20 protein-coding genes are annotated in these 17,332 nt (G+C 37.1%); 19 read left to right on the top strand and 1 reads right to left on the bottom strand.

Going from position 1 to position 17,332, the window contains the following annotated elements; translation table 11 throughout:
- Positions 1–43 precede the first annotated feature (43 nt).
- The 3 genes from ribD (at position 44) to ACWNCI_RS11460 (ending at position 2,123) form a co-directional block, all read left to right on the top strand.
- Complete coding sequence (ribD, locus tag ACWNCI_RS11450; protein WP_449388410.1) at positions 44–1,069, top strand: bifunctional diaminohydroxyphosphoribosylaminopyrimidine deaminase/5-amino-6-(5-phosphoribosylamino)uracil reductase RibD; 1,026 nt, start codon at positions 44–46, stop codon at positions 1,067–1,069.
- 100 nt (positions 1,070–1,169) lie between these two features.
- Positions 1,170–1,355, top strand: a complete 186-nt coding sequence (locus ACWNCI_RS11455) for a bacteriocin-like protein (RefSeq protein WP_346984182.1) — start codon at positions 1,170–1,172, stop codon at positions 1,353–1,355.
- A 162-nt stretch (positions 1,356–1,517) separates the two neighbouring features.
- A complete protein-coding gene (locus tag ACWNCI_RS11460) occupies positions 1,518–2,123 on the top strand; it encodes an IMPACT family protein (protein WP_346984181.1) in 606 nt (201 codons plus the stop codon).
- Here ACWNCI_RS11460 and ACWNCI_RS11465 read toward each other — a convergent pair.
- On the bottom strand, positions 2,120–2,830 hold the full coding sequence (locus tag ACWNCI_RS11465; protein ID WP_346984180.1) for a zinc metallopeptidase: 711 nt from the start codon (positions 2,828–2,830) through the stop codon (positions 2,120–2,122). The two genes, ACWNCI_RS11460 and ACWNCI_RS11465, sit on opposite strands and share 4 nt — an antisense overlap.
- Before the next feature lie 103 nt (positions 2,831–2,933).
- Here ACWNCI_RS11465 and ACWNCI_RS11470 point away from each other — a divergent pair, with 103 nt between their 5' ends.
- The 16 genes from ACWNCI_RS11470 (at position 2,934) to ACWNCI_RS11545 (ending at position 17,325) form a co-directional block, all read left to right on the top strand.
- A complete protein-coding gene (locus ACWNCI_RS11470; protein WP_346984179.1) occupies positions 2,934–4,061 on the top strand; it encodes a GNAT family N-acetyltransferase in 1,128 nt (375 codons plus the stop codon).
- A 45-nt stretch (positions 4,062–4,106) separates the two neighbouring features.
- Positions 4,107–4,283, top strand: a complete 177-nt coding sequence (locus ACWNCI_RS11475) for a hypothetical protein (RefSeq protein WP_449388411.1) — start codon at positions 4,107–4,109, stop codon at positions 4,281–4,283.
- Positions 4,284–4,404: 121 nt separating this feature from the next.
- Positions 4,405–4,776, top strand: coding sequence for an NADH-quinone oxidoreductase subunit A (locus tag ACWNCI_RS11480; protein WP_027380112.1), 372 nt, complete (start codon positions 4,405–4,407; stop codon positions 4,774–4,776).
- A gap of 105 nt (positions 4,777–4,881) precedes the next feature.
- Positions 4,882–5,442 (top strand): NADH-quinone oxidoreductase subunit B, encoded by a 561-nt coding sequence (locus ACWNCI_RS11485; protein ID WP_047397471.1) that lies wholly within the window; start codon positions 4,882–4,884, stop codon positions 5,440–5,442.
- A 5-nt stretch (positions 5,443–5,447) separates the two neighbouring features.
- Positions 5,448–5,942 carry an NADH-quinone oxidoreductase subunit C gene (locus tag ACWNCI_RS11490; protein ID WP_449388412.1) on the top strand — a complete coding sequence of 165 codons (495 nt, stop codon included), beginning with the start codon at positions 5,448–5,450 and terminating at the stop codon, positions 5,940–5,942.
- A 75-nt stretch (positions 5,943–6,017) separates the two neighbouring features.
- A complete protein-coding gene (nuoD, locus tag ACWNCI_RS11495) occupies positions 6,018–7,241 on the top strand; it encodes an NADH dehydrogenase (quinone) subunit D (RefSeq protein WP_042723044.1) in 1,224 nt (407 codons plus the stop codon).
- Between the two features lie 133 nt (positions 7,242–7,374).
- Positions 7,375–7,884 (top strand): NADH-quinone oxidoreductase subunit NuoE family protein, encoded by a 510-nt coding sequence (locus ACWNCI_RS11500; protein WP_449388413.1) that lies wholly within the window; start codon positions 7,375–7,377, stop codon positions 7,882–7,884.
- Positions 7,885–7,985: 101 nt separating this feature from the next.
- Positions 7,986–9,344, top strand: a complete 1,359-nt coding sequence (nuoF, locus tag ACWNCI_RS11505; protein WP_346984175.1) for an NADH-quinone oxidoreductase subunit NuoF — start codon at positions 7,986–7,988, stop codon at positions 9,342–9,344.
- A 1-nt stretch (position 9,345) separates the two neighbouring features.
- A complete protein-coding gene (locus ACWNCI_RS11510; RefSeq protein ID WP_449388414.1) occupies positions 9,346–10,227 on the top strand; it encodes a hypothetical protein in 882 nt (293 codons plus the stop codon).
- 42 nt (positions 10,228–10,269) lie between these two features.
- Positions 10,270–11,268, top strand: a complete 999-nt coding sequence (locus ACWNCI_RS11515; protein WP_449388415.1) for a 2Fe-2S iron-sulfur cluster-binding protein — start codon at positions 10,270–10,272, stop codon at positions 11,266–11,268.
- A gap of 92 nt (positions 11,269–11,360) precedes the next feature.
- Positions 11,361–12,425 carry an NADH-quinone oxidoreductase subunit NuoH gene (gene nuoH, locus ACWNCI_RS11520; protein ID WP_346984170.1) on the top strand — a complete coding sequence of 355 codons (1,065 nt, stop codon included), beginning with the start codon at positions 11,361–11,363 and terminating at the stop codon, positions 12,423–12,425.
- 102 nt (positions 12,426–12,527) lie between these two features.
- Complete coding sequence (locus tag ACWNCI_RS11525; RefSeq protein ID WP_089856697.1) at positions 12,528–13,085, top strand: NuoI/complex I 23 kDa subunit family protein; 558 nt, start codon at positions 12,528–12,530, stop codon at positions 13,083–13,085.
- Positions 13,085–13,582 carry an NADH-quinone oxidoreductase subunit J family protein gene (locus tag ACWNCI_RS11530; protein ID WP_449388416.1) on the top strand — a complete coding sequence of 166 codons (498 nt, stop codon included), beginning with the start codon at positions 13,085–13,087 and terminating at the stop codon, positions 13,580–13,582. The genes ACWNCI_RS11525 and ACWNCI_RS11530 overlap by 1 nt, the downstream gene beginning before the upstream one ends.
- A 4-nt stretch (positions 13,583–13,586) precedes the next feature.
- Entirely contained in the window at positions 13,587–13,916 is a 330-nt protein-coding gene (gene nuoK / locus ACWNCI_RS11535) for an NADH-quinone oxidoreductase subunit NuoK (RefSeq protein ID WP_027380123.1), read from the top strand.
- Positions 13,917–13,918: 2 nt separating this feature from the next.
- The gene (gene nuoL, locus ACWNCI_RS11540) at positions 13,919–15,832 is read left to right on the top strand and encodes an NADH-quinone oxidoreductase subunit L (protein WP_449388417.1); all 1,914 of its coding nucleotides are present in this window, start codon (positions 13,919–13,921) and stop codon (positions 15,830–15,832) included.
- The gene (locus tag ACWNCI_RS11545; RefSeq protein WP_449388418.1) at positions 15,832–17,325 is read left to right on the top strand and encodes a complex I subunit 4 family protein; all 1,494 of its coding nucleotides are present in this window, start codon (positions 15,832–15,834) and stop codon (positions 17,323–17,325) included. Before nuoL ends, ACWNCI_RS11545 begins: the two co-directional genes overlap by 1 nt.
- Positions 17,326–17,332: the final 7 nt, after the last annotated feature.

Raw genomic sequence — 17,332 nt, forward strand, 5'->3', positions numbered from 1 at the left:
AAAGGCGGAGCAAAGCAATTTGTCTTCGCTTTTTTCATTCAATATGCAGGACGAATTTTATATAAAAAGATGCATAGAGCTTGCTAGTAAAGCTCTTGGAAAAACTTACCCAAACCCGCTGGTAGGAAGTGTTATTGTGCATAATGACAAAATTATCGGGGAAGGATATCATCATAAAGCCGGTGAAAACCATGCTGAAATCAATGCGATCAACTCTGTTAAAGACAAATCCCTGATTCCGGAATCTACCATCTATGTGTCGCTGGAACCTTGCGCACATTATGGGAAAACACCTCCGTGTGCATTGAAAATTAAAGAATTGGGATTCAGGAGAGTCGTAATCGGCGCAATGGATTCTCACGACAAAGTGAACGGAAAGGGAAAAAAAATCATTCAGGACGCCGGAATTGAAGTTGTCTCAGGGATTTTAGAAAAAGAGTGTCTGGATTTAAATAAAAGATTTTTCACTTATCACGAGAAAAAAAGACCTTACATTATTCTGAAATGGGCACAATCCGGCGATGGATTTTTAGATAAAGATTTTAAACCTTATTCAATTTCAAATTCTATAGTGAATCAATTTGTTCATCAACTTAGAGCCGATGAACACGCCATTCTTGTAGGAACACAAACTGCTTTAAACGACAATCCAGGCCTTACAGTGAGAAATGTAGAGGGCAAAAATCCCGTAAGAATTCTCATTGATTTTGAACTGAAAGTTCCAGAAACTTTCAATATTTACAATCAGGAAGCGAAAACATTGATTATAAATACAATCAAGGAAGAAGAGCAGGGAAATATAAAGTTTATCAAAATCAGAAAAGAAAATTTCCTGAATGAGCTGATGAATGTTTTATACAAAGAACAGATCCAGTCGGTGATTATTGAAGGCGGAAGATTCACGTTACAACAGTTCATCAATAAAGGGCTTTGGGACGAAGCAATTATTATAAAAAATGAAAATCTTAAACTTAATAATGGTACAGAAGCTCCATTAATTAAGGACCTTAAACCATTCAGAAAGGAAGAATTCAGAGACAACGTCATTGAGTTCTATAAAAAAAGATAATACTTTAATAATCAATATTTAACACAATAAATATTTTAAAATATCACTATACTTTGAAATTAATTCGTAACTTCATGATCAACTTAAAAACCTATACATCATGAAAAATTTAAGAAAACTTTCAAAGAGAGAACTGAAATCAGTAAGCGGAGGAATTCCTAGCTGTTATTTTGACATTGTACTCAATCAAATGGTTTGCCCATGCAATCCCCATCTTTATTATAACTGCAACGGTAAATGTGTGCCGCTTGACCAGGCCTGTGCTACTCCGGGTGTTGAATTATGATATTTTAGTTTTCAGACATCGAATATAGATAACCGGGAAGAGAATTTTCCTTACTAATGAAATTAAAGAGAACTTCGGTTCTCTTTTGTGTTTATTATAAAAATGTATTTTGAAAAAGTTTTAACTTTGGAAATTTAATGTAAAGCAAGTTAGTTTTTAATTATGTTCAATTTCAAAACGATAGAATTTCCGGTCGAAAATATATTATTAAAAGAAAAAGGCAGCAAATTTATCGGATTTGCTTTTCCTGTAAATAATGAGGAAGAGCTAAAAAACGCTTTAGAAAAAATACGCTTAGAACATCCGAAAGCTACACATCATTGTTATGCATTCAGAATCGGATTAAATGGTGAAAATTATCGGGCCAATGATGACGGAGAACCTTCCGGAAGTGCAGGCCTTCCTATTTACAATCAATTATTGGCTCATGAAATTACCAATGTTCTGGTGATTTCAGTTCGTTATTACGGTGGAACAAAACTAGGAGTTTCCGGCTTAGTAAAAGCGTATAAAGAGTGTGCTAAAATTACTTTGGAAGAAGCCCGGATTGTCACAAAAGAACTGGAAACCTCTATAGAAATTACGTTCAATTTCAACCAGCAGAATATTATTTTCACCTTACTATCAAAATATGATGCGAAAGTGACAAATTTCGACGCCAATGAACAGTGTCTTGTCACCGCTTCTCTGAAACTGTCACAAAAAGAAAGCATCTCAGACAAATTGTCCGAGATGCAGCATATTATTTTTAATTTTAAAGATAATTAATTTCTCCTTCCTCCCATAAGAAGTGATGCCCAGTAAAGCAGTTGCGCAAGTGAACCAATTGCCGCCACTACATAAGTTCTCGCAGCCCATTTTAAACTGTCTTTCACTCCTACATACTCTTCAGTCGTCACAGTACCCGTATCTCTGAGCCATTTCATTGCTCTGTTGCTGGCATCGTATTCTACAGGAAGCGTTATAAATGCAAACAGCGTGGTGAACGCAAACATTATTACTCCTATTGCCAGCACCAGTCTGTTTCCCGTAGGATTTTCAATAGATCGGGTCGCAATCATAATCATGACTCCTGCGATCACCACAAACTGCATCAGATTTGAACTTATCTGCACAACCGGCACTAGTTTCGACCGCAACTGCAACATAGAATATCCCACTTTATGCTGTACAGCGTGTCCACATTCGTGCGCTGCAACGGCGGCGGCGGCAGCATTTCTCTGCATATAAACAGCCTCAGAAAGATTGACTGTTTTATTTTCAGGATTATAATGATCCGTCAGTTGTCCGGGAACAGAAATTACCTGAACATCATTAATCCCGCTATCTTTAAGCATTCTTTCAGCGATTTCTTTTCCGGAAAGTCCATTTCTGAGGTGTACTTTAGAATAAAATTCAAATTTCGATTTCAATTTCCACGAGACATACCAGCTCACAGCCATTGAAACAATAATAATCAGATAATACCCATTCATCTTAGTAACTTTACAATATATTTTCACACAACAAGATGTAAAAACTGTGCCAAAGTATTACATTTAATTGGTTATATTTGCTTATTAATTTGCCTTTAAAACTATGTCTAAAGTTTCAGTAATTGAAGTAACAAACGCTGCTCAGTTAAAGCAATTCGTCAGGTTTCCTATGGATCTGTATAAGAACAATCCATATTACGTTCCGTCATTCATTAATGATGAAATCAATATCTGGAATCCAGCTGAAAATCCGGCTATGCAATATTCTGAATCTAAACAGTTCCTGGCTTTTAAAGAAGACAAAATTGCAGGCAGAATCGCAGTAATGATCAATCACAAAGAAGAAAGAGAACTGGGAATAAAAAAAGTCCGGTTTGGATGGATTGATTTTATTGATGACTTCGAAGTATCTAAAGCCCTAATTGACACAGTCATAAATTACGCCAAAGAAAAAAGCATTGACAAAATAGAAGGCCCGATGGGCTTCACGAATCTCGACAAAGCAGGAATGCTGACTTTAGGATTCGACAAGTTGGCAACGATGATCGGAATTTACAATCATGAATATTATCCAAAACATCTTGAACAATTAGGTTTAACAAAAGAAAAGGAATGGGTAGAATTCGAACTCCAATTCCCGGAAATACTTCCTGATAAAATTCACAAATTCAATGAATTAATCTCTCAAAAATACAAGCTTAAAGTTTTAAATTTCAAATCGAAAGAAGAGATTATTGAATATGTTGATCCTATGTTTGACCTTCTGGATGAAACCTATAAGCATTTATCTACATACACTCCTATTTCCGATGAACAGCGCAAAACGTACAAGGAAAAATATTTTAAATTAATCGATAAAGATTACATTGTATGCGTTGCTGATGATGCAGATCAGCTCGTCGCTTTTGCTATTACAATGCCTTCTTATTCAATAGCTTTACAAAAATCAGGAGGAAAACTTTTGCCCTTCGGATGGTGGCATTTTTTGAAAGCCGGAAAGAAAAACGACCGGGCAAATTTTTATTTAATAGGAATCCATCCAGATTATCAGCGAAGAGGCGTTACTTCCATTATTTTTAAAGAGATATGGAAACTTTTAAGAAAAAAAGGAGTAAAATATCTGGAAACGAATCCTGAATTGGAAGAAAACAAAAGTGTTCAGCTTTTGTGGCAGGATTACAATCCTGTTAACCATAAAAGAAGACGCACATATTCTTTAAATATCAAATAATTTTCTTTCAAACCAAAAAAAGTAGACTTATCCAGTCTTTAATTTATGAAAATCCATCTTATTATTTTTGGAGTTTTAATCGCAGGATTCATCATTTTTAATATTTTTCTGCAGTCAGGAGACGACAGAACCGATACTGCCATTAATATCATCTATGCAAGTATATTGTTTGCTTATATTTCTTTTATGGCGCTTTCTCTCTTAAAAAAAATGAGAAAATAAGCATTATTTTTATTCATTCTAAATTATGAGTTTTCTTCATTTTGAAGCGACTTTTAACCCGATAAATTTCATGCTTTCTTGTTTATTCGCTAAATTTGCAAATTGAGATAATAATGCAAAAATGAATTTACCTGAAAGTTATATTCCAATCCTTATACAAGCAGGTGTTGCGATAGGTTTCGTAGCCATTTCTTTGCTTGGAGCGCATTTTTTAGGTCCGAAACAGAAAAAAGGAAATTCTGTGAAAAACCAAAGCTGGGAGTGTGGAGTCCCGGTAGAAGGGAATGCAAGAACACCGTTTTCAATTAAATACTTTTTGACGGCGGTATTGTTCGTATTATTCGATATTGAAATCGTATTTTTTTATCCGTATGCGGTCAACTTCAGAGAATTCGGGATGGAAGGATTCCTTGCCGTTCTTACCTTTGTGGCGATTTTCTTTATGGCATTTTTCTATGTCTGGAAACGTGGCGCACTAGACTGGGATAAATAAAAAAAATAAAAATTTTAAATTAAAAATTTTAGATGGTGATTTTTAATTAAAGTTAACATTAACAATAATTTAAAATCTAAAATTTAAAATCTAAAATCTACTAAAATGTCAGATAACAAACCAGTAATAAGAACAGATGCACCTGCTCCGGAAGGATTTGAAGGAGAAGGGTTTTTCGCAACGAAACTGAGCAGTGTAATCGGGATGGCAAGAAAGTTTTCGCTTTGGCCGTTGCCTTTTGCAACCTCTTGTTGTGGTATCGAGTTTATGGCGACCCTGAACCCAACATATGATGCTTCAAGATTTGGTATGGAAAGAAACTCTTTCTCGCCAAGACAGGCAGATATGCTGATGGTTTGCGGAACTATATCTAAAAAATTAGGACCTGTCCTAAAAGAAGTTTACACTCAGATGGCAGAGCCGAAATGGGTGGTAGCAGTGGGAGCCTGTGCTTCCAGCGGTGGTATTTTTGATACCTATTCTGTGTTACAGGGTATCGATAAAATTATTCCGGTAGACGTTTATGTTCCGGGGTGTCCTCCAAGACCGGAGCAGATCATTGAAGGCGTAATGCAGGTTCAGGCTTTGGCAGAAAGCGAAAGCATCAGAAGAAGAGATATGCCTGAATACCAGAAATTATTAGATTCTTACAACATAAGCAACTAACGGAAATGACAAACGAATTTGTATTAGAAGCAATTACAAGAGAATTTCCGGAGTCCGTAATTTCGAGTTCAGAACCTTATGGAATGCAGACAATTGAGGTGAAAAAGGAAGATTTAAAGAAGATCATTCACTATCTTAAAGATTCATCTTTAGAAATCAATTTCCTTACAGATGTTTGTGGAATCCATTACCCGGAATATCCTGAAAAAGAAATCGGAGTGGTTTATCACCTTCATAATATGATGACAAACTTCAGATTGCGTCTTAAAATCTTTATGTCCAGAGAAAATATCGAGGTTGATTCCTTAGTGGATTTATATGCAGGAGCCAACTGGATGGAAAGAGAAACTTTTGACTTCTTCGGAATTAAATTTAAAGGGCATCCGGATCTCAGACCTATTTTAAATATGGAAGATCTTGGATACCATCCTATGTTGAAGGAATATCGTTTGGAGGACGGAACAAGAACCGATAAGAACGATAGCATGTTCGGAAGATAAAATATAATGCAATAAGCAGTAAGCAGTAAGCAATAAGCTTAAAGCCTATAGCCTATAGCCTAAAGCATTTAAATTATGAAAGATAACTCATTATCTAATATACTTAACCAATACGACAGCAAGGAACAGATTGACGGACAATTATATACCCTCAATTTAGGCCCTACTCACCCTGCAACGCACGGGATTTTCCAGAATGTCTTAACGATGGACGGAGAAAGAATCCTTCACGCGGAGCAAACAGTGGGATATATCCACAGAGCATTTGAGAAAATTTCGGAAAGAAGAAACTATTCTCAGATTACTACCCTTACCGACCGTATGAATTACTGTTCTGCACCTATTAATAATCTGGGTTGGCACATGACCGTTGAAAAGCTGATTGGCGTTGAAGTTCCAAAACGTGTAGATTATATGCGGGTCATTTTAATGGAATTGGCAAGAATCGGTGACCACCTTATTTGTAATGGTGTAACCGGGATGGACTCCGGAGCGATTACCGGTCTTACCTATATGTTCATCGAAAGAGAGCGTATTTATGATATGTATGAGCAGATCTGCGGAGCGAGAATGACGACCAATATGGGAAGAATCGGAGGTTTTGAAAGAGATTTCACACCGAAATTCCACGAGTTGATCAAGGATTTCCTTAAGACTTTCCCGCCAAGATTCAAAGAATTCTGTACTTTATTGGAAAGAAACAGAATTTTCATGGACAGAACCATAGGAGCGGGAGGAATTTCTGCAGAAAGAGCATTAAGCTATGGTTTTACAGGTCCAAACCTAAGGGCAACCGGCGTAGATTATGACGTAAGAGTTGCACAGCCTTATTCTTCTTATGAAGATTTCGACTTTATTATTCCTGTGGGAACCTCCGGTGATACATACGACCGTTTTATGGTTCGTCAACAAGAGATCTGGGAATCCATCAAAATCATCAAACAAGCATACGAAAATCTTCCTGAAGGGCCTTTCCACGCGGATGTTCCTGATTTTTATCTTCCTGAAAAGGCAGATGTTTATCAAAAAATGGAAGCTTTGATCTACCATTTCAAAATCGTAATGGGAGAAACTGATGTCCCTAAAGGTGAAGTTTACCACGCTGTAGAAGGTGGAAACGGAGAATTAGGATTCTATTTGGTGAGTGATGGTGGAAGAAGTCCTTACAGACTGCATTTCAGAAGACCATGTTTTATCTACTATCAGGCATATCCGGAGATGATTACAGGTTCTGTAATTTCTGATGCGATCGTAACCATGTGTAGTATGAATATTATTGCGGGAGAATTAGACGCATAAGAAATTATAAATTTTAGATTATGAGTTTTAAATTAATCTAAAATTTATTAAAAATAAAATTATAAAATTGATAAGATTTTTAGAACACGATTTTCATCTAAAATCTAAAATCTAAAATCTAAAATCTTTAAATATGAGCGAAACAATAGCTTTTAAACCGGAAAGTTTAGCACAGGTACACAAAATTATCGCAAGATATCCTGAGGGAAGACAAAAATCGGCTCTTATTCCTGTACTTCACGTAGCACAAAAAGAATTCGGAGGATGGTTAGACGTTCCGGTAATGGATTATGTTGCGGAACTATTGAGCATCAAACCGATTGAAGTATATGAGGTTGCAACTTTCTATACGATGTTCAATATGAAGCCGGTGGGTAAATATGTTTTGGAAGTTTGCAGAACGGGACCTTGCATGGTTTCAGGAAGCGAAAAAATCCTTAATCATATCAGGACTAAACTGAACATTAAAGACGGAGAAACTACGGAAGACGGAATGTTCACACTAAAACCTGCTGAATGTTTAGGCGCTTGCGGATATGCCCCGATGATGCAGTTAGGAAAATTCTTCCATGAAAATTTAACGATAGAAAAAGTTGACGAAATCCTTGATCTTTGCAGAGAAGGACAGGTTGATTTGGGCTAATAGAAATTTTAAACTCTAGATTTAGATTTTAAATTATTCACTTAACGTTTAATACTAATTAATGCAAGAAGCCAAAAGCCAATTGCAATAAGCAAATAAAAATGAGTAAAAAACTTTTACTTAAAGACGCACATATAGAAGGAATCCGCTACTTTGAAACCTACCGCAAACAGGGAGGTTACACAGCAGCTGAAAAAGCCTTGAAAATGACACCGGATGAAATTCTGGAAGAAGTAAAAGCTTCAGGACTTCGTGGCCGTGGTGGAGCAGGATTCCCAACTGGGATGAAATGGAGCTTTCTGGCAAAACCGGAGGGTGTTCCAAGACACTTGGTGGTAAATGCCGATGAATCTGAACCGGGAACTTTCAAAGACAGATATCTGATGGAATTTCTTCCTCATTTATTGATTGAAGGAATGCTCATTTCATCGTACTGTTTAGGTTCCAACACTTCTTATATCTACATTCGTGGAGAATATTCATGGATTCCGGATATTCTGGAAGAGGCAATTGAAGAAGCGAAAGCAGCAGGATTTTTAGGTAAAAATATTTTAGGAACCGGCTTTGATTTGGAAATCTATGTTCAAAGAGGTGCAGGAGCCTATATCTGTGGTGAAGAAACTGCATTACTTGAATCTCTTGAAGGAAAAAGAGGAAATCCAAGATTAAAACCGCCGTTCCCTGCTGTAAAAGGACTTTGGGAAAGACCAACAGTAGTTAATAACGTTGAATCTATCGCAGCAATTGTTCCGATTATTGATATTACAGGAGCAGAATACGCTAAAATAGGAGTAGGAAGATCTACAGGTACAAAATTAATTTCTGCTTGTGGAAACATCAATAAACCAGGAGTTTATGAAATCGACATGACCATTACGGTTGAAGAATTCATTTACTCTGAAGAATATTGCGGCGGAATTAAAAACGGAAAAAAATTAAAGGCTTGTATCCCCGGAGGAAGCTCAGTTCCGATTGTTCCTGCTAATTTATTATTAAAAACCGTAAATGGAGAACCAAGATACATGAACTACGAATCATTGGCAGACGGTGGTTTTGCCACCGGTACCATGATGGGTTCAGGAGGTTTCATCGTATTGGATGAAGACCAGTGTATCGTAGAACACACCATGACTTTAGCGAGATTCTATAATCACGAAAGTTGCGGACAATGTACTCCTTGTCGTGAAGGAACGGGATGGATGTATAAGATTTTAAAGAAAATCGAGAAAGGAGAAGGAAAAATGGAGGACATTGATCTGCTTTGGGACATCCAGAGAAAGATCGAAGGAAATACAATTTGCCCATTGGGTGACGCCGCGGCTTGGCCGGTTGCAGCAGCAATCCGTCATTTCAGAGATGAATTTGAATGGCATGTTAAAAACCCTGAATTGTGTTTAACACAAAATTACGGATTGGCTCATTATGCAGACCCAATCCCTGCAGTTGAGAATAATGCTTAAAATGAAACAGATATTAGCAATCGGTCTAATGATGTCGGGGTTTGCTTTCGGACAAGTCAAAAAAGACACAATAGAAAAAGAATATAAATTGGAGGTTACTCCATTTAAAGCTGAAAAAAAAGAAAAGCCTTTACCATTAAGCAAAAAAGGACAGGTTTTCGTTTTTTACGGATGGAACAGAGGAGCTTTCAGTAATTCTGATATTCATTTTACCGGAAACGGTTATGATTTTCAGTTAAATAATGTTTCTGCAAGAGATAAACCAACAAAGTTTGGAATTGTATATTTTGATCCAAGCTGGTTTACAGTGACGCAATATAATTTCAGGCTAGGGTATTTTATTAAAGATAATTTAGCACTTGTTCTTGGAATTGATCACATGAAATATGTGATGAAACAAAATCAGACGGTTGATTTTTCAGGACATATTTCAGATCCGAAATATGCGGCGATGGTACAGAATGGTCAAATAGATTTATCTAATGGCGAATTTCTTACTTTTGAGCATACAGACGGACTTAATTATGAAAATTTAGGCCTTGAGAAATACAAAAATCTTATTCATAAGAAAAATATAGATTTGGTATGGTCTTATGGAGCCGGATTGGGAGTGATGTTCCCGAAAAGTAATGTAAAACTTTTTGGTAATGACAGAAGCGACCGTTTTCACGTTGCAGGTATGGGAACCGACCTGAGATCCAGTTTAAACTTAGTTTTCTGGAAAAACTGGATGCTAAGAGCAGAGGCAAAAGCCGGATATATCAATATGTGGGATATTAAAACCACCTTAAACAATAAACCGGATAAAGCTCGTCAGGATTTTGTTTTCGGACAAGTGCTTGCAGGAATCGGATATACATTTAATACAAAGAAGTATAATTAAAATATAGCTTAATTGCCAAGGCATAAGCGAAAAGCATAGAATATGAGCGAAGAGGTTAAAAAATTCAAAATAACTATAGACGGACAGACTACTGAAGTTTTGCCTGGTACTTCTATTCTGGAAGCAGCAAGACAAATCGGTGGAAAATCTGTACCTCCTGCAATGTGCTACTACAGCAAATTGGAAACCAGTGGAGGAAGATGCAGAACTTGCCTGGTAGAAGTATCTAAAGGGTCTGAAGCAGATCCTCGTCCTATGCCTAAGTTGGTTGCAAGTTGCAGAACCAATGTAATGGATGGGATGGAAGTGAAAAACCTTACTTCCGAAAAAGCTCAGGAAGGCAGAAAAGCAGTGACCGAATTTTTATTGGTTAATCACCCATTAGACTGCCCTATCTGTGATCAGGCCGGTGAATGCCACCTTCAGGATCTAGGATATGAACATGGCGTTGAAAACACAAGAACAGAATTCGAAAGAAATACTTATGAAGCTGATGATCTTGGCCCACATATCAAATTAAACATGAACCGTTGTATTCTTTGCGCAAGATGTGTATTAGCAGCAAACCAATTAACTGGTGAAAGAGAGCACGGAATTTTGTTCAGAGGAGACCACGCCGAAATTTCAACTTATTTGAATAAAGCTTTGGATAATGATTTCATCGGAAACGTAATCGACGTTTGCCCGGTTGGAGCATTAACAGACAGAACAGCACGTTTTGCCAGCAGAGTTTGGTTTACAAAGCCAATGAACGCTTCTTGTAAATGTGACAAATGTTCAGGAAAAGCAGTAGTATGGATGAAAGGCGACGAAATTGTAAGAGTTACTGCAAGAAAAGACCAGTGGGGAGAAGTTGAAGAATTTATCTGTGACACTTGTCGTTTCGAAAGAAAAGAACTTTCTGACTGGAACATAGAAGGTCCGAGACATATCGACAGGCATTCTGTTATCTCATTGAACCACTACGAAAAGCCAAAAGATGAACTAAGAATTTTAGACAATCCTATGGCTAAGGAAATCAGTGAAAAAGACGAAAAATAAATTTTAATCAGATTTCAGATTTCAGACATTAGATAACAGACCTTGTATTACTAATTTCTAACTTCTAATATCTAACATCTATAAAAATAAAAATGGATTTACTTACATTTAAACTTATACTTGTACTGGCACTTTTCCTGCTTTCTTTAACGATCGCCGCCTACTCTACCTGGGCGGAAAGAAAAGTTGCTGCTATTATGCAGGATAGAATCGGACCAAACAGATCAGGACCTTTCGGATTACTGCAACCTCTTGCTGACGGTGGAAAATTTTTCTTTAAAGAAGATTTTACCCCGCAAAATGCAGAAAAATTCCTTTTCGTATTAGGACCGGCTTTAGTAATGTTTATATCATTGATCACAGGAGCGGTTATTCCTTGGGGTAAAAGTTTAAATATTGCAGGTACTTCTTATGATCTTCAGGTAGCCAACATTGATGTTGGGGTACTTTTCATCATCGGGATGGCTTCCATCGGTGTTTACGGAATCATGATCGGAGGCTGGGCTTCGAATAACAAATACTCTTTATTAGGTGCTATCCGTGCATCTTCTCAGATGATTTCTTATGAATTGGCAATGGGATTGGCTTTGCTTTCTATCATTATGATGACGGGAAGTTTAGATTTAAAAGAAATCACCGCAAGCCAGACTAATGGAAAACTTTGGGGAGTAATTCCTTGGGTTTCCGGCCTGAACTGGAATATTTTTTATCAACCGATAGCTTTCCTTGTTTTCTTTGTAGCAGCATTAGCTGAAACCAACAGACACCCTTTTGATTTACCTGAATGTGAATCTGAATTGGTAACGGGATATTCTACAGAATATTCATCCATGAAATTAGGATTGTACATGTTTGGTGAATATGTGAATATGTTTATTTCCAATGCTTTCATGGTGGTTCTTTTCTTCGGAGGATATAATTATCCGGGAATTGAATGGGTAACGCAAAACTGGGGCGAAAATACAGCCGGTATTTTAAGCATCGTAGCATTCTTAACTAAAACGATCATCGGAATTTTGATCTTCATGTGGATCAGATGGACGCTTCCGAGATTCAGATATGACCAATTAATGCATTTAGGTTGGAAAACTTTAATTCCAATGGCATTGGTGAACTTATTAATTACAGGAGCCGTAATTTTAGCTTTTGCGAATTAATCTAAACCTTAACAGGTTTAAAAACCTTAGGTTTGTATAAATTGAATATTAAAAATTAAGATAACAGACAAGATTAGTCTAACATCTAACATCTATAATTAAATGAAACTTACAAACAGATCAAAAGTTGTTTCCAATAAAGAAATGACCCTTGCTGAAAAAATCTACTTACCTGCAATTTTTACAGGAATGGGGATTACATTTAAGCATGCTGTAAGAACCGTATTGAAAGGTGCTCCCGCAGTATATTCGTATCCGGAAGTACAAAAACCGAGAGCGGATATCTGGAGAGGTCAGCACGTTTTGAAAAGAGACGAGGAAGGCAGAGAAAGATGTACCGCTTGCGGACTTTGTGCCGTGGCATGTCCTGCAGAAGCAATTACGATGACTGCTGCTGAAAGAACTAAGGAAGAAAGAGATCTTTACAGAGAAGAAAAGTACGCTTCGGTATATGAAATTAATATGCTGAGATGTATTTTCTGCGGGATGTGTGAAGAGGCTTGTCCGAAATCTGCAATCTACCTTACCGACAGGTTGGTAGACGTGGAAACCAACAGAGGTTCTTTCATTTACGGAAAAGATAAATTGGTTGAAAAAATAAATGAAAGGATTGATATCACAGAAAGACAATCCGAGAAACAAAAAAATGCGGTAAAATAATGGATCAGTTTTTATTTTTCTTGGTGGCGTTTTTAGCAGTGGCAAGTGCGGTGTATTTCGTATTTGCGAGAAATCCTTTATATGCTATTTTGTCATTAATTGTTACGATGTTTTCTATTGCGGGTATGTACATCCTTCTGAATGCTCAATTCCTCGCGATTATTCAGATTATTGTTTATGCCGGAGCGATCATGGTATTATTCCTTTATATCCTGATGATGCTTAACCTTAATAAACAAGACGAAAGTAAGAAGAACAATACTTTAAAATTTGTTGGAGTTTTTACGGCAGGTCTATTATTAACCGGAGTTTTAGGGGTATTCAGAGGTGTTCAGGACAATCAGATTGTTGTTGAAAATGTAGACAACAGTGTTGGACTTACCAAAAATCTGGGAAGACTTTTGTTTAATGAATATGTTTTACCGTTTGAGCTTGCATCCATCCTTATTTTGGCAGGTATTGTAGGTGCGGTATTAATCGGTAAAAAAGATTTATAAAGTTATGGGAGAAGTAAATACATTTATACAAAGCATCCCTCTGAATTATTTCATCATTCTTTCGTCAGTACTATTCTGTCTGGGAGTGTTGGGAGTATTGCTGAGAAAAAATGCGATTGTTATTTTGGGTTGTGTAGAGCTTATGCTGAATTCTGTAAACCTTTTGCTGGCTGCATTTTCAGCGTACAAAGGGAATGGCGACGGACAACTTTTAGTTTTCTTCATTATGGTGGTGGCTGCTGCGGAAGTAGCGGTAGGTTTGGCAATTATTGCTATGCTGTATAGAAATACCCGTTCTGTTGATGTAAGTATATTTAATAAATTAAGAGGATAAGAATGGAAAATTTAGTGTATGCAATAATACTTTTACCACTTTTAGGTTTTCTTATAAACGGGTTATTCGGAAAAAATCTTCCAAAAATTGTTGTAGGTAGCTTGGCTACAGCAATGGTTTTTGCATCTTTCTGCATCGCAGTAAGTATTTTTATGAATTTTGATTCTGAAAGCCAGCCTGTTATTGTAAAAGCTTTTGAATGGTTTAGAGTAAATGGAGTTCAGATTAATTTCGGATTCCAGATCGATCAGTTATCCTTAATGATGATCATGATTATTACAGGAATCGGTTCTTTAATTCACCTCTACTCTATCGGATATATGAGCCACGATAAAGGTTTCTATAAGTTTTTCACTTATTTAAATCTGTTTATCTTCTCAATGTTATTATTGGTAATGGGAAGCAACTACCTGATCTTATTCATCGGATGGGAAGGTGTAGGATTGTGTTCTTATTTACTGATCGGTTTCTGGTACACCAACGAAGAATATGGTAAAGCGGCAAGAAAAGCTTTCATTATGAACAGAATCGGTGACCTTGCATTATTGATTGGTATCTTTATGCTGGCTTCTCAAACTAACGCTGTAGATTACCTTACGATCAGAGAGAACGCCGGAAAATTTGAATTAGACGGAAGTATAATTATCTTTATTACAGCGAGTTTATTTATCGGTGCAACAGGTAAATCTGCTCAGGTTCCATTATATACTTGGTTACCGGATGCGATGGCGGGTCCTACTCCTGTTTCTGCGTTGATTCACGCGGCAACGATGGTAACTGCGGGTATCTACTTAGTCGTAAGATCAAACTTTTTATTTACACTGGCACCAAGCGTTCAGGATGGAATTTTATTCATCGGATTCCTAACGGCTGCATTAGCAGGATTCTACGCATTACGTCAGAACGACATCAAAAAAGTATTGGCCTATTCTACCGTTTCACAGCTAGGATTTATGTTCATCGCTTTAGGTTTGGGAGCTTATACAACGGCGATGTTCCACGTAATGACGCACGCTTTCTTCAAAGCATTACTCTTCCTTGGTGCAGGTTCTGTAATTCATGCGATGAGCAACGAACAGGATATGCGTTTCATGGGAGGTTTGAAAAAATATATTCCTCTTACGCATGCCACTTTCCTTATCGGAACATTGGCAATCTCAGGATTCCCTTTATTATCGGGGATGATTTCTAAAGATGAAATTTTAGTAGCAGCTTTCGCTAAAAATCCGGTTTACTGGGTAATCTTATTTATTTTAGCGGCAATTACTGCAACATATATGTTCAGACTGTATTACCTGACTTTCCACGGAGAGTTCAGAGGTACTGAAGAACAAAAGCACCACTTACATGAAAGCCCGACGAATATGACATTACCACTGATCGTATTGGCTATTCTTTCTGTAGTTGGCGGTTTGATTAACCTTCCTCACTTCATCGGTCACGGTCATTATGCAAAATTAATGGAATGGCTGAAGCCCGTTCTTACTGAGGAAAGTTTTAACCAGATGGAAGCTACTCTGTCAGGAGTTCCGTTTGGTACTGAAATGATACTTTTAAGTGCAACTGTTTTGATGTTCTTTGCGGTTTGGTTCCTTGTTAAAAACACTTATGTCAATAAGAAAAAACAGGCATTACCGGAAGAGCAGTACACTGGATGGGAAAAACTGTCTGCCAGAAAATTATATGTTGACGAACTTTACAATGCATTGATTGTAAAAACTGTTGAAGGATTAGGACGCGGAGGAAAGATGTTTGATAAAGGTATTCTTGACCGTTTTGTAGACTTTGTAGGCGAAGGCGCTGAAGACAGCGGAAAAGCCATGAAGCGCATTCAGAACGGGAATGTTGAGAATTACATTTTAATCATGTCTTTAGCGGTGGGAATTATACTGATTGTTAACTTTATATTACAATAATGTCTGGTTTATTATTAACATTATTACTATTACCTCTAGTAGGTTCGGGATTAGTTTTTGCATGGAAAGATAAATCCAGCAAATATTTGGCATTGGGAATTGCGTTGATACAAATGCTTATTACCTTCTACATTGCGGCGGATTTTGATTATAATCCGACGGTAGACAGCGTATTGCAGCATGAGATCAATTATCCTTGGTCGCAATTCATTAAAAGCACTCTTCACTTCGGTATCGATGGAATGAGCCTGCTTCTTTTATTGCTGACAAACATTTTGACGCCAATCATTATTTTATCTTCTTTTAATGAAAATGTAAGCTACAGAAATACATTCTACGGTTTGATCTTGCTCATGCAGTTCGGATTGGTAGGAGTTTTCACATCGCTTGACGGATTACTGTTCTACATTTTCTGGGAAGTAACTTTGATTCCGATCTGGTTCATTGCCGGACTTTGGGGTCAGGAAAATAAAAGACTTGAATTCACTACGAAATTCTTTGTTTATACATTCGTTGGGTCATTATTTATGTTAGCCGGATTGATTTATGTTTACAATCACTCTGCATCTTTTGCACTGACAGATTTATATAATGCTCAATTAAACGAAACACAACAAACCGTGGTATTCTGGTTTATTTTCTTTGCATTTGCAGTGAAATTACCGGTATTTCCTTTCCATACCTGGCAACCGGATACTTATACCTATTCGCCGACGCAGGGATCGATGCTTTTATCAGGGATTATGCTTAAAATGGCGATCTACGGAGTTATGCGTTATTTATTACCGATCACACCACTTCCTATTGCAGGAATTTCAGGACAGATTGTAATTATCTTAGCCATCGTAGGAATTGTTCATGGAGCGTTGATCGCGATTATCCAGACAGATATGAAGAGAATTATTGCATATTCCTCTTTCTCTCACGTTGGATTAATGGTTGCGGGTATCTTCGCTTCCGCGGTTATTACTTTAAGAGGAAGTTTCAATATCGAAGGTGCTGAAGGTGCTTTGGTACAGACTTTTGCTCACGGTATTAATGTAGTAGGCCTTTTCTACTGTTGTGATATTTTATATAAGAGATTTAAATCAAGGGACATCAGACAAATGGGAGGTCTTGCAAAAGTAGCTCCCAAATTTGCCGTATTGTTCTTAATCATTATATTAGGTTCGATGGGAGTTCCGTTAACGAATGGATTCATCGGGGAATTTATTTTGTTAAAATCGGTTTATGATTTTAATGGACTGGCCGCGGTAATCGCAGGTCTTACAGTAATTCTTGCAGCCGTATATTTATTGAGATTTTATGGAAAAGCAATGTTTGGGCCTGGTGACGAAGCGGTTTTGAGTACTGCAAAGGATTTATCCGCAGTAGAATTCTCTGTGTTGGCAAGTTTAGCGGTTTTTGTGATTGTGTTTGGTATTTTCCCACAACCGATAATCGAAATGGTGAATAGTTCGTTGAAGTTTATCTACCAATCAATGGTAAGCTAATTTGATA

The sequence above is a fragment of the Chryseobacterium lineare genome (assembly GCF_977014045.1).

Bases quoted from the DNA above. Each gene is read 5' to 3' on its own strand.
- nuoH (WP_346984170.1), top strand. From the start codon at position 11,361: ATGGATTTACTTACATTTAAACTTATACTTGTACTGGCACTTTTCCTG.
- ACWNCI_RS11515 (WP_449388415.1), top strand. From the start codon at position 10,270: ATGAGCGAAGAGGTTAAAAAATTCAAAATAACTATAGACGGACAGACT.
- ACWNCI_RS11475 (WP_449388411.1), top strand. From the start codon at position 4,107: ATGAAAATCCATCTTATTATTTTTGGAGTTTTAATCGCAGGATTCATC.
- nuoF (WP_346984175.1), top strand. From the start codon at position 7,986: ATGAGTAAAAAACTTTTACTTAAAGACGCACATATAGAAGGAATCCGC.
- ACWNCI_RS11545 (WP_449388418.1), top strand. From the start codon at position 15,832: ATGTCTGGTTTATTATTAACATTATTACTATTACCTCTAGTAGGTTCG.
- ACWNCI_RS11525 (WP_089856697.1), top strand. From the start codon at position 12,528: ATGAAACTTACAAACAGATCAAAAGTTGTTTCCAATAAAGAAATGACC.
- ACWNCI_RS11530 (WP_449388416.1), top strand. From the start codon at position 13,085: ATGGATCAGTTTTTATTTTTCTTGGTGGCGTTTTTAGCAGTGGCAAGT.
- ACWNCI_RS11480 (WP_027380112.1), top strand. From the start codon at position 4,405: ATGAATTTACCTGAAAGTTATATTCCAATCCTTATACAAGCAGGTGTT.
- ribD (WP_449388410.1), top strand. From the start codon at position 44: ATGCAGGACGAATTTTATATAAAAAGATGCATAGAGCTTGCTAGTAAA.
- nuoK (WP_027380123.1), top strand. From the start codon at position 13,587: ATGGGAGAAGTAAATACATTTATACAAAGCATCCCTCTGAATTATTTC.
- ACWNCI_RS11490 (WP_449388412.1), top strand. From the start codon at position 5,448: ATGACAAACGAATTTGTATTAGAAGCAATTACAAGAGAATTTCCGGAG.
- nuoD (WP_042723044.1), top strand. From the start codon at position 6,018: ATGAAAGATAACTCATTATCTAATATACTTAACCAATACGACAGCAAG.
- nuoL (WP_449388417.1), top strand. From the start codon at position 13,919: ATGGAAAATTTAGTGTATGCAATAATACTTTTACCACTTTTAGGTTTT.
- ACWNCI_RS11485 (WP_047397471.1), top strand. From the start codon at position 4,882: ATGTCAGATAACAAACCAGTAATAAGAACAGATGCACCTGCTCCGGAA.
- ACWNCI_RS11455 (WP_346984182.1), top strand. From the start codon at position 1,170: ATGAAAAATTTAAGAAAACTTTCAAAGAGAGAACTGAAATCAGTAAGC.
- ACWNCI_RS11500 (WP_449388413.1), top strand. From the start codon at position 7,375: ATGAGCGAAACAATAGCTTTTAAACCGGAAAGTTTAGCACAGGTACAC.
- ACWNCI_RS11465 (WP_346984180.1), bottom strand. From the start codon at position 2,830: ATGAATGGGTATTATCTGATTATTATTGTTTCAATGGCTGTGAGCTGG.
- ACWNCI_RS11510 (WP_449388414.1), top strand. From the start codon at position 9,346: ATGAAACAGATATTAGCAATCGGTCTAATGATGTCGGGGTTTGCTTTC.
- ACWNCI_RS11470 (WP_346984179.1), top strand. From the start codon at position 2,934: ATGTCTAAAGTTTCAGTAATTGAAGTAACAAACGCTGCTCAGTTAAAG.
- ACWNCI_RS11460 (WP_346984181.1), top strand. From the start codon at position 1,518: ATGTTCAATTTCAAAACGATAGAATTTCCGGTCGAAAATATATTATTA.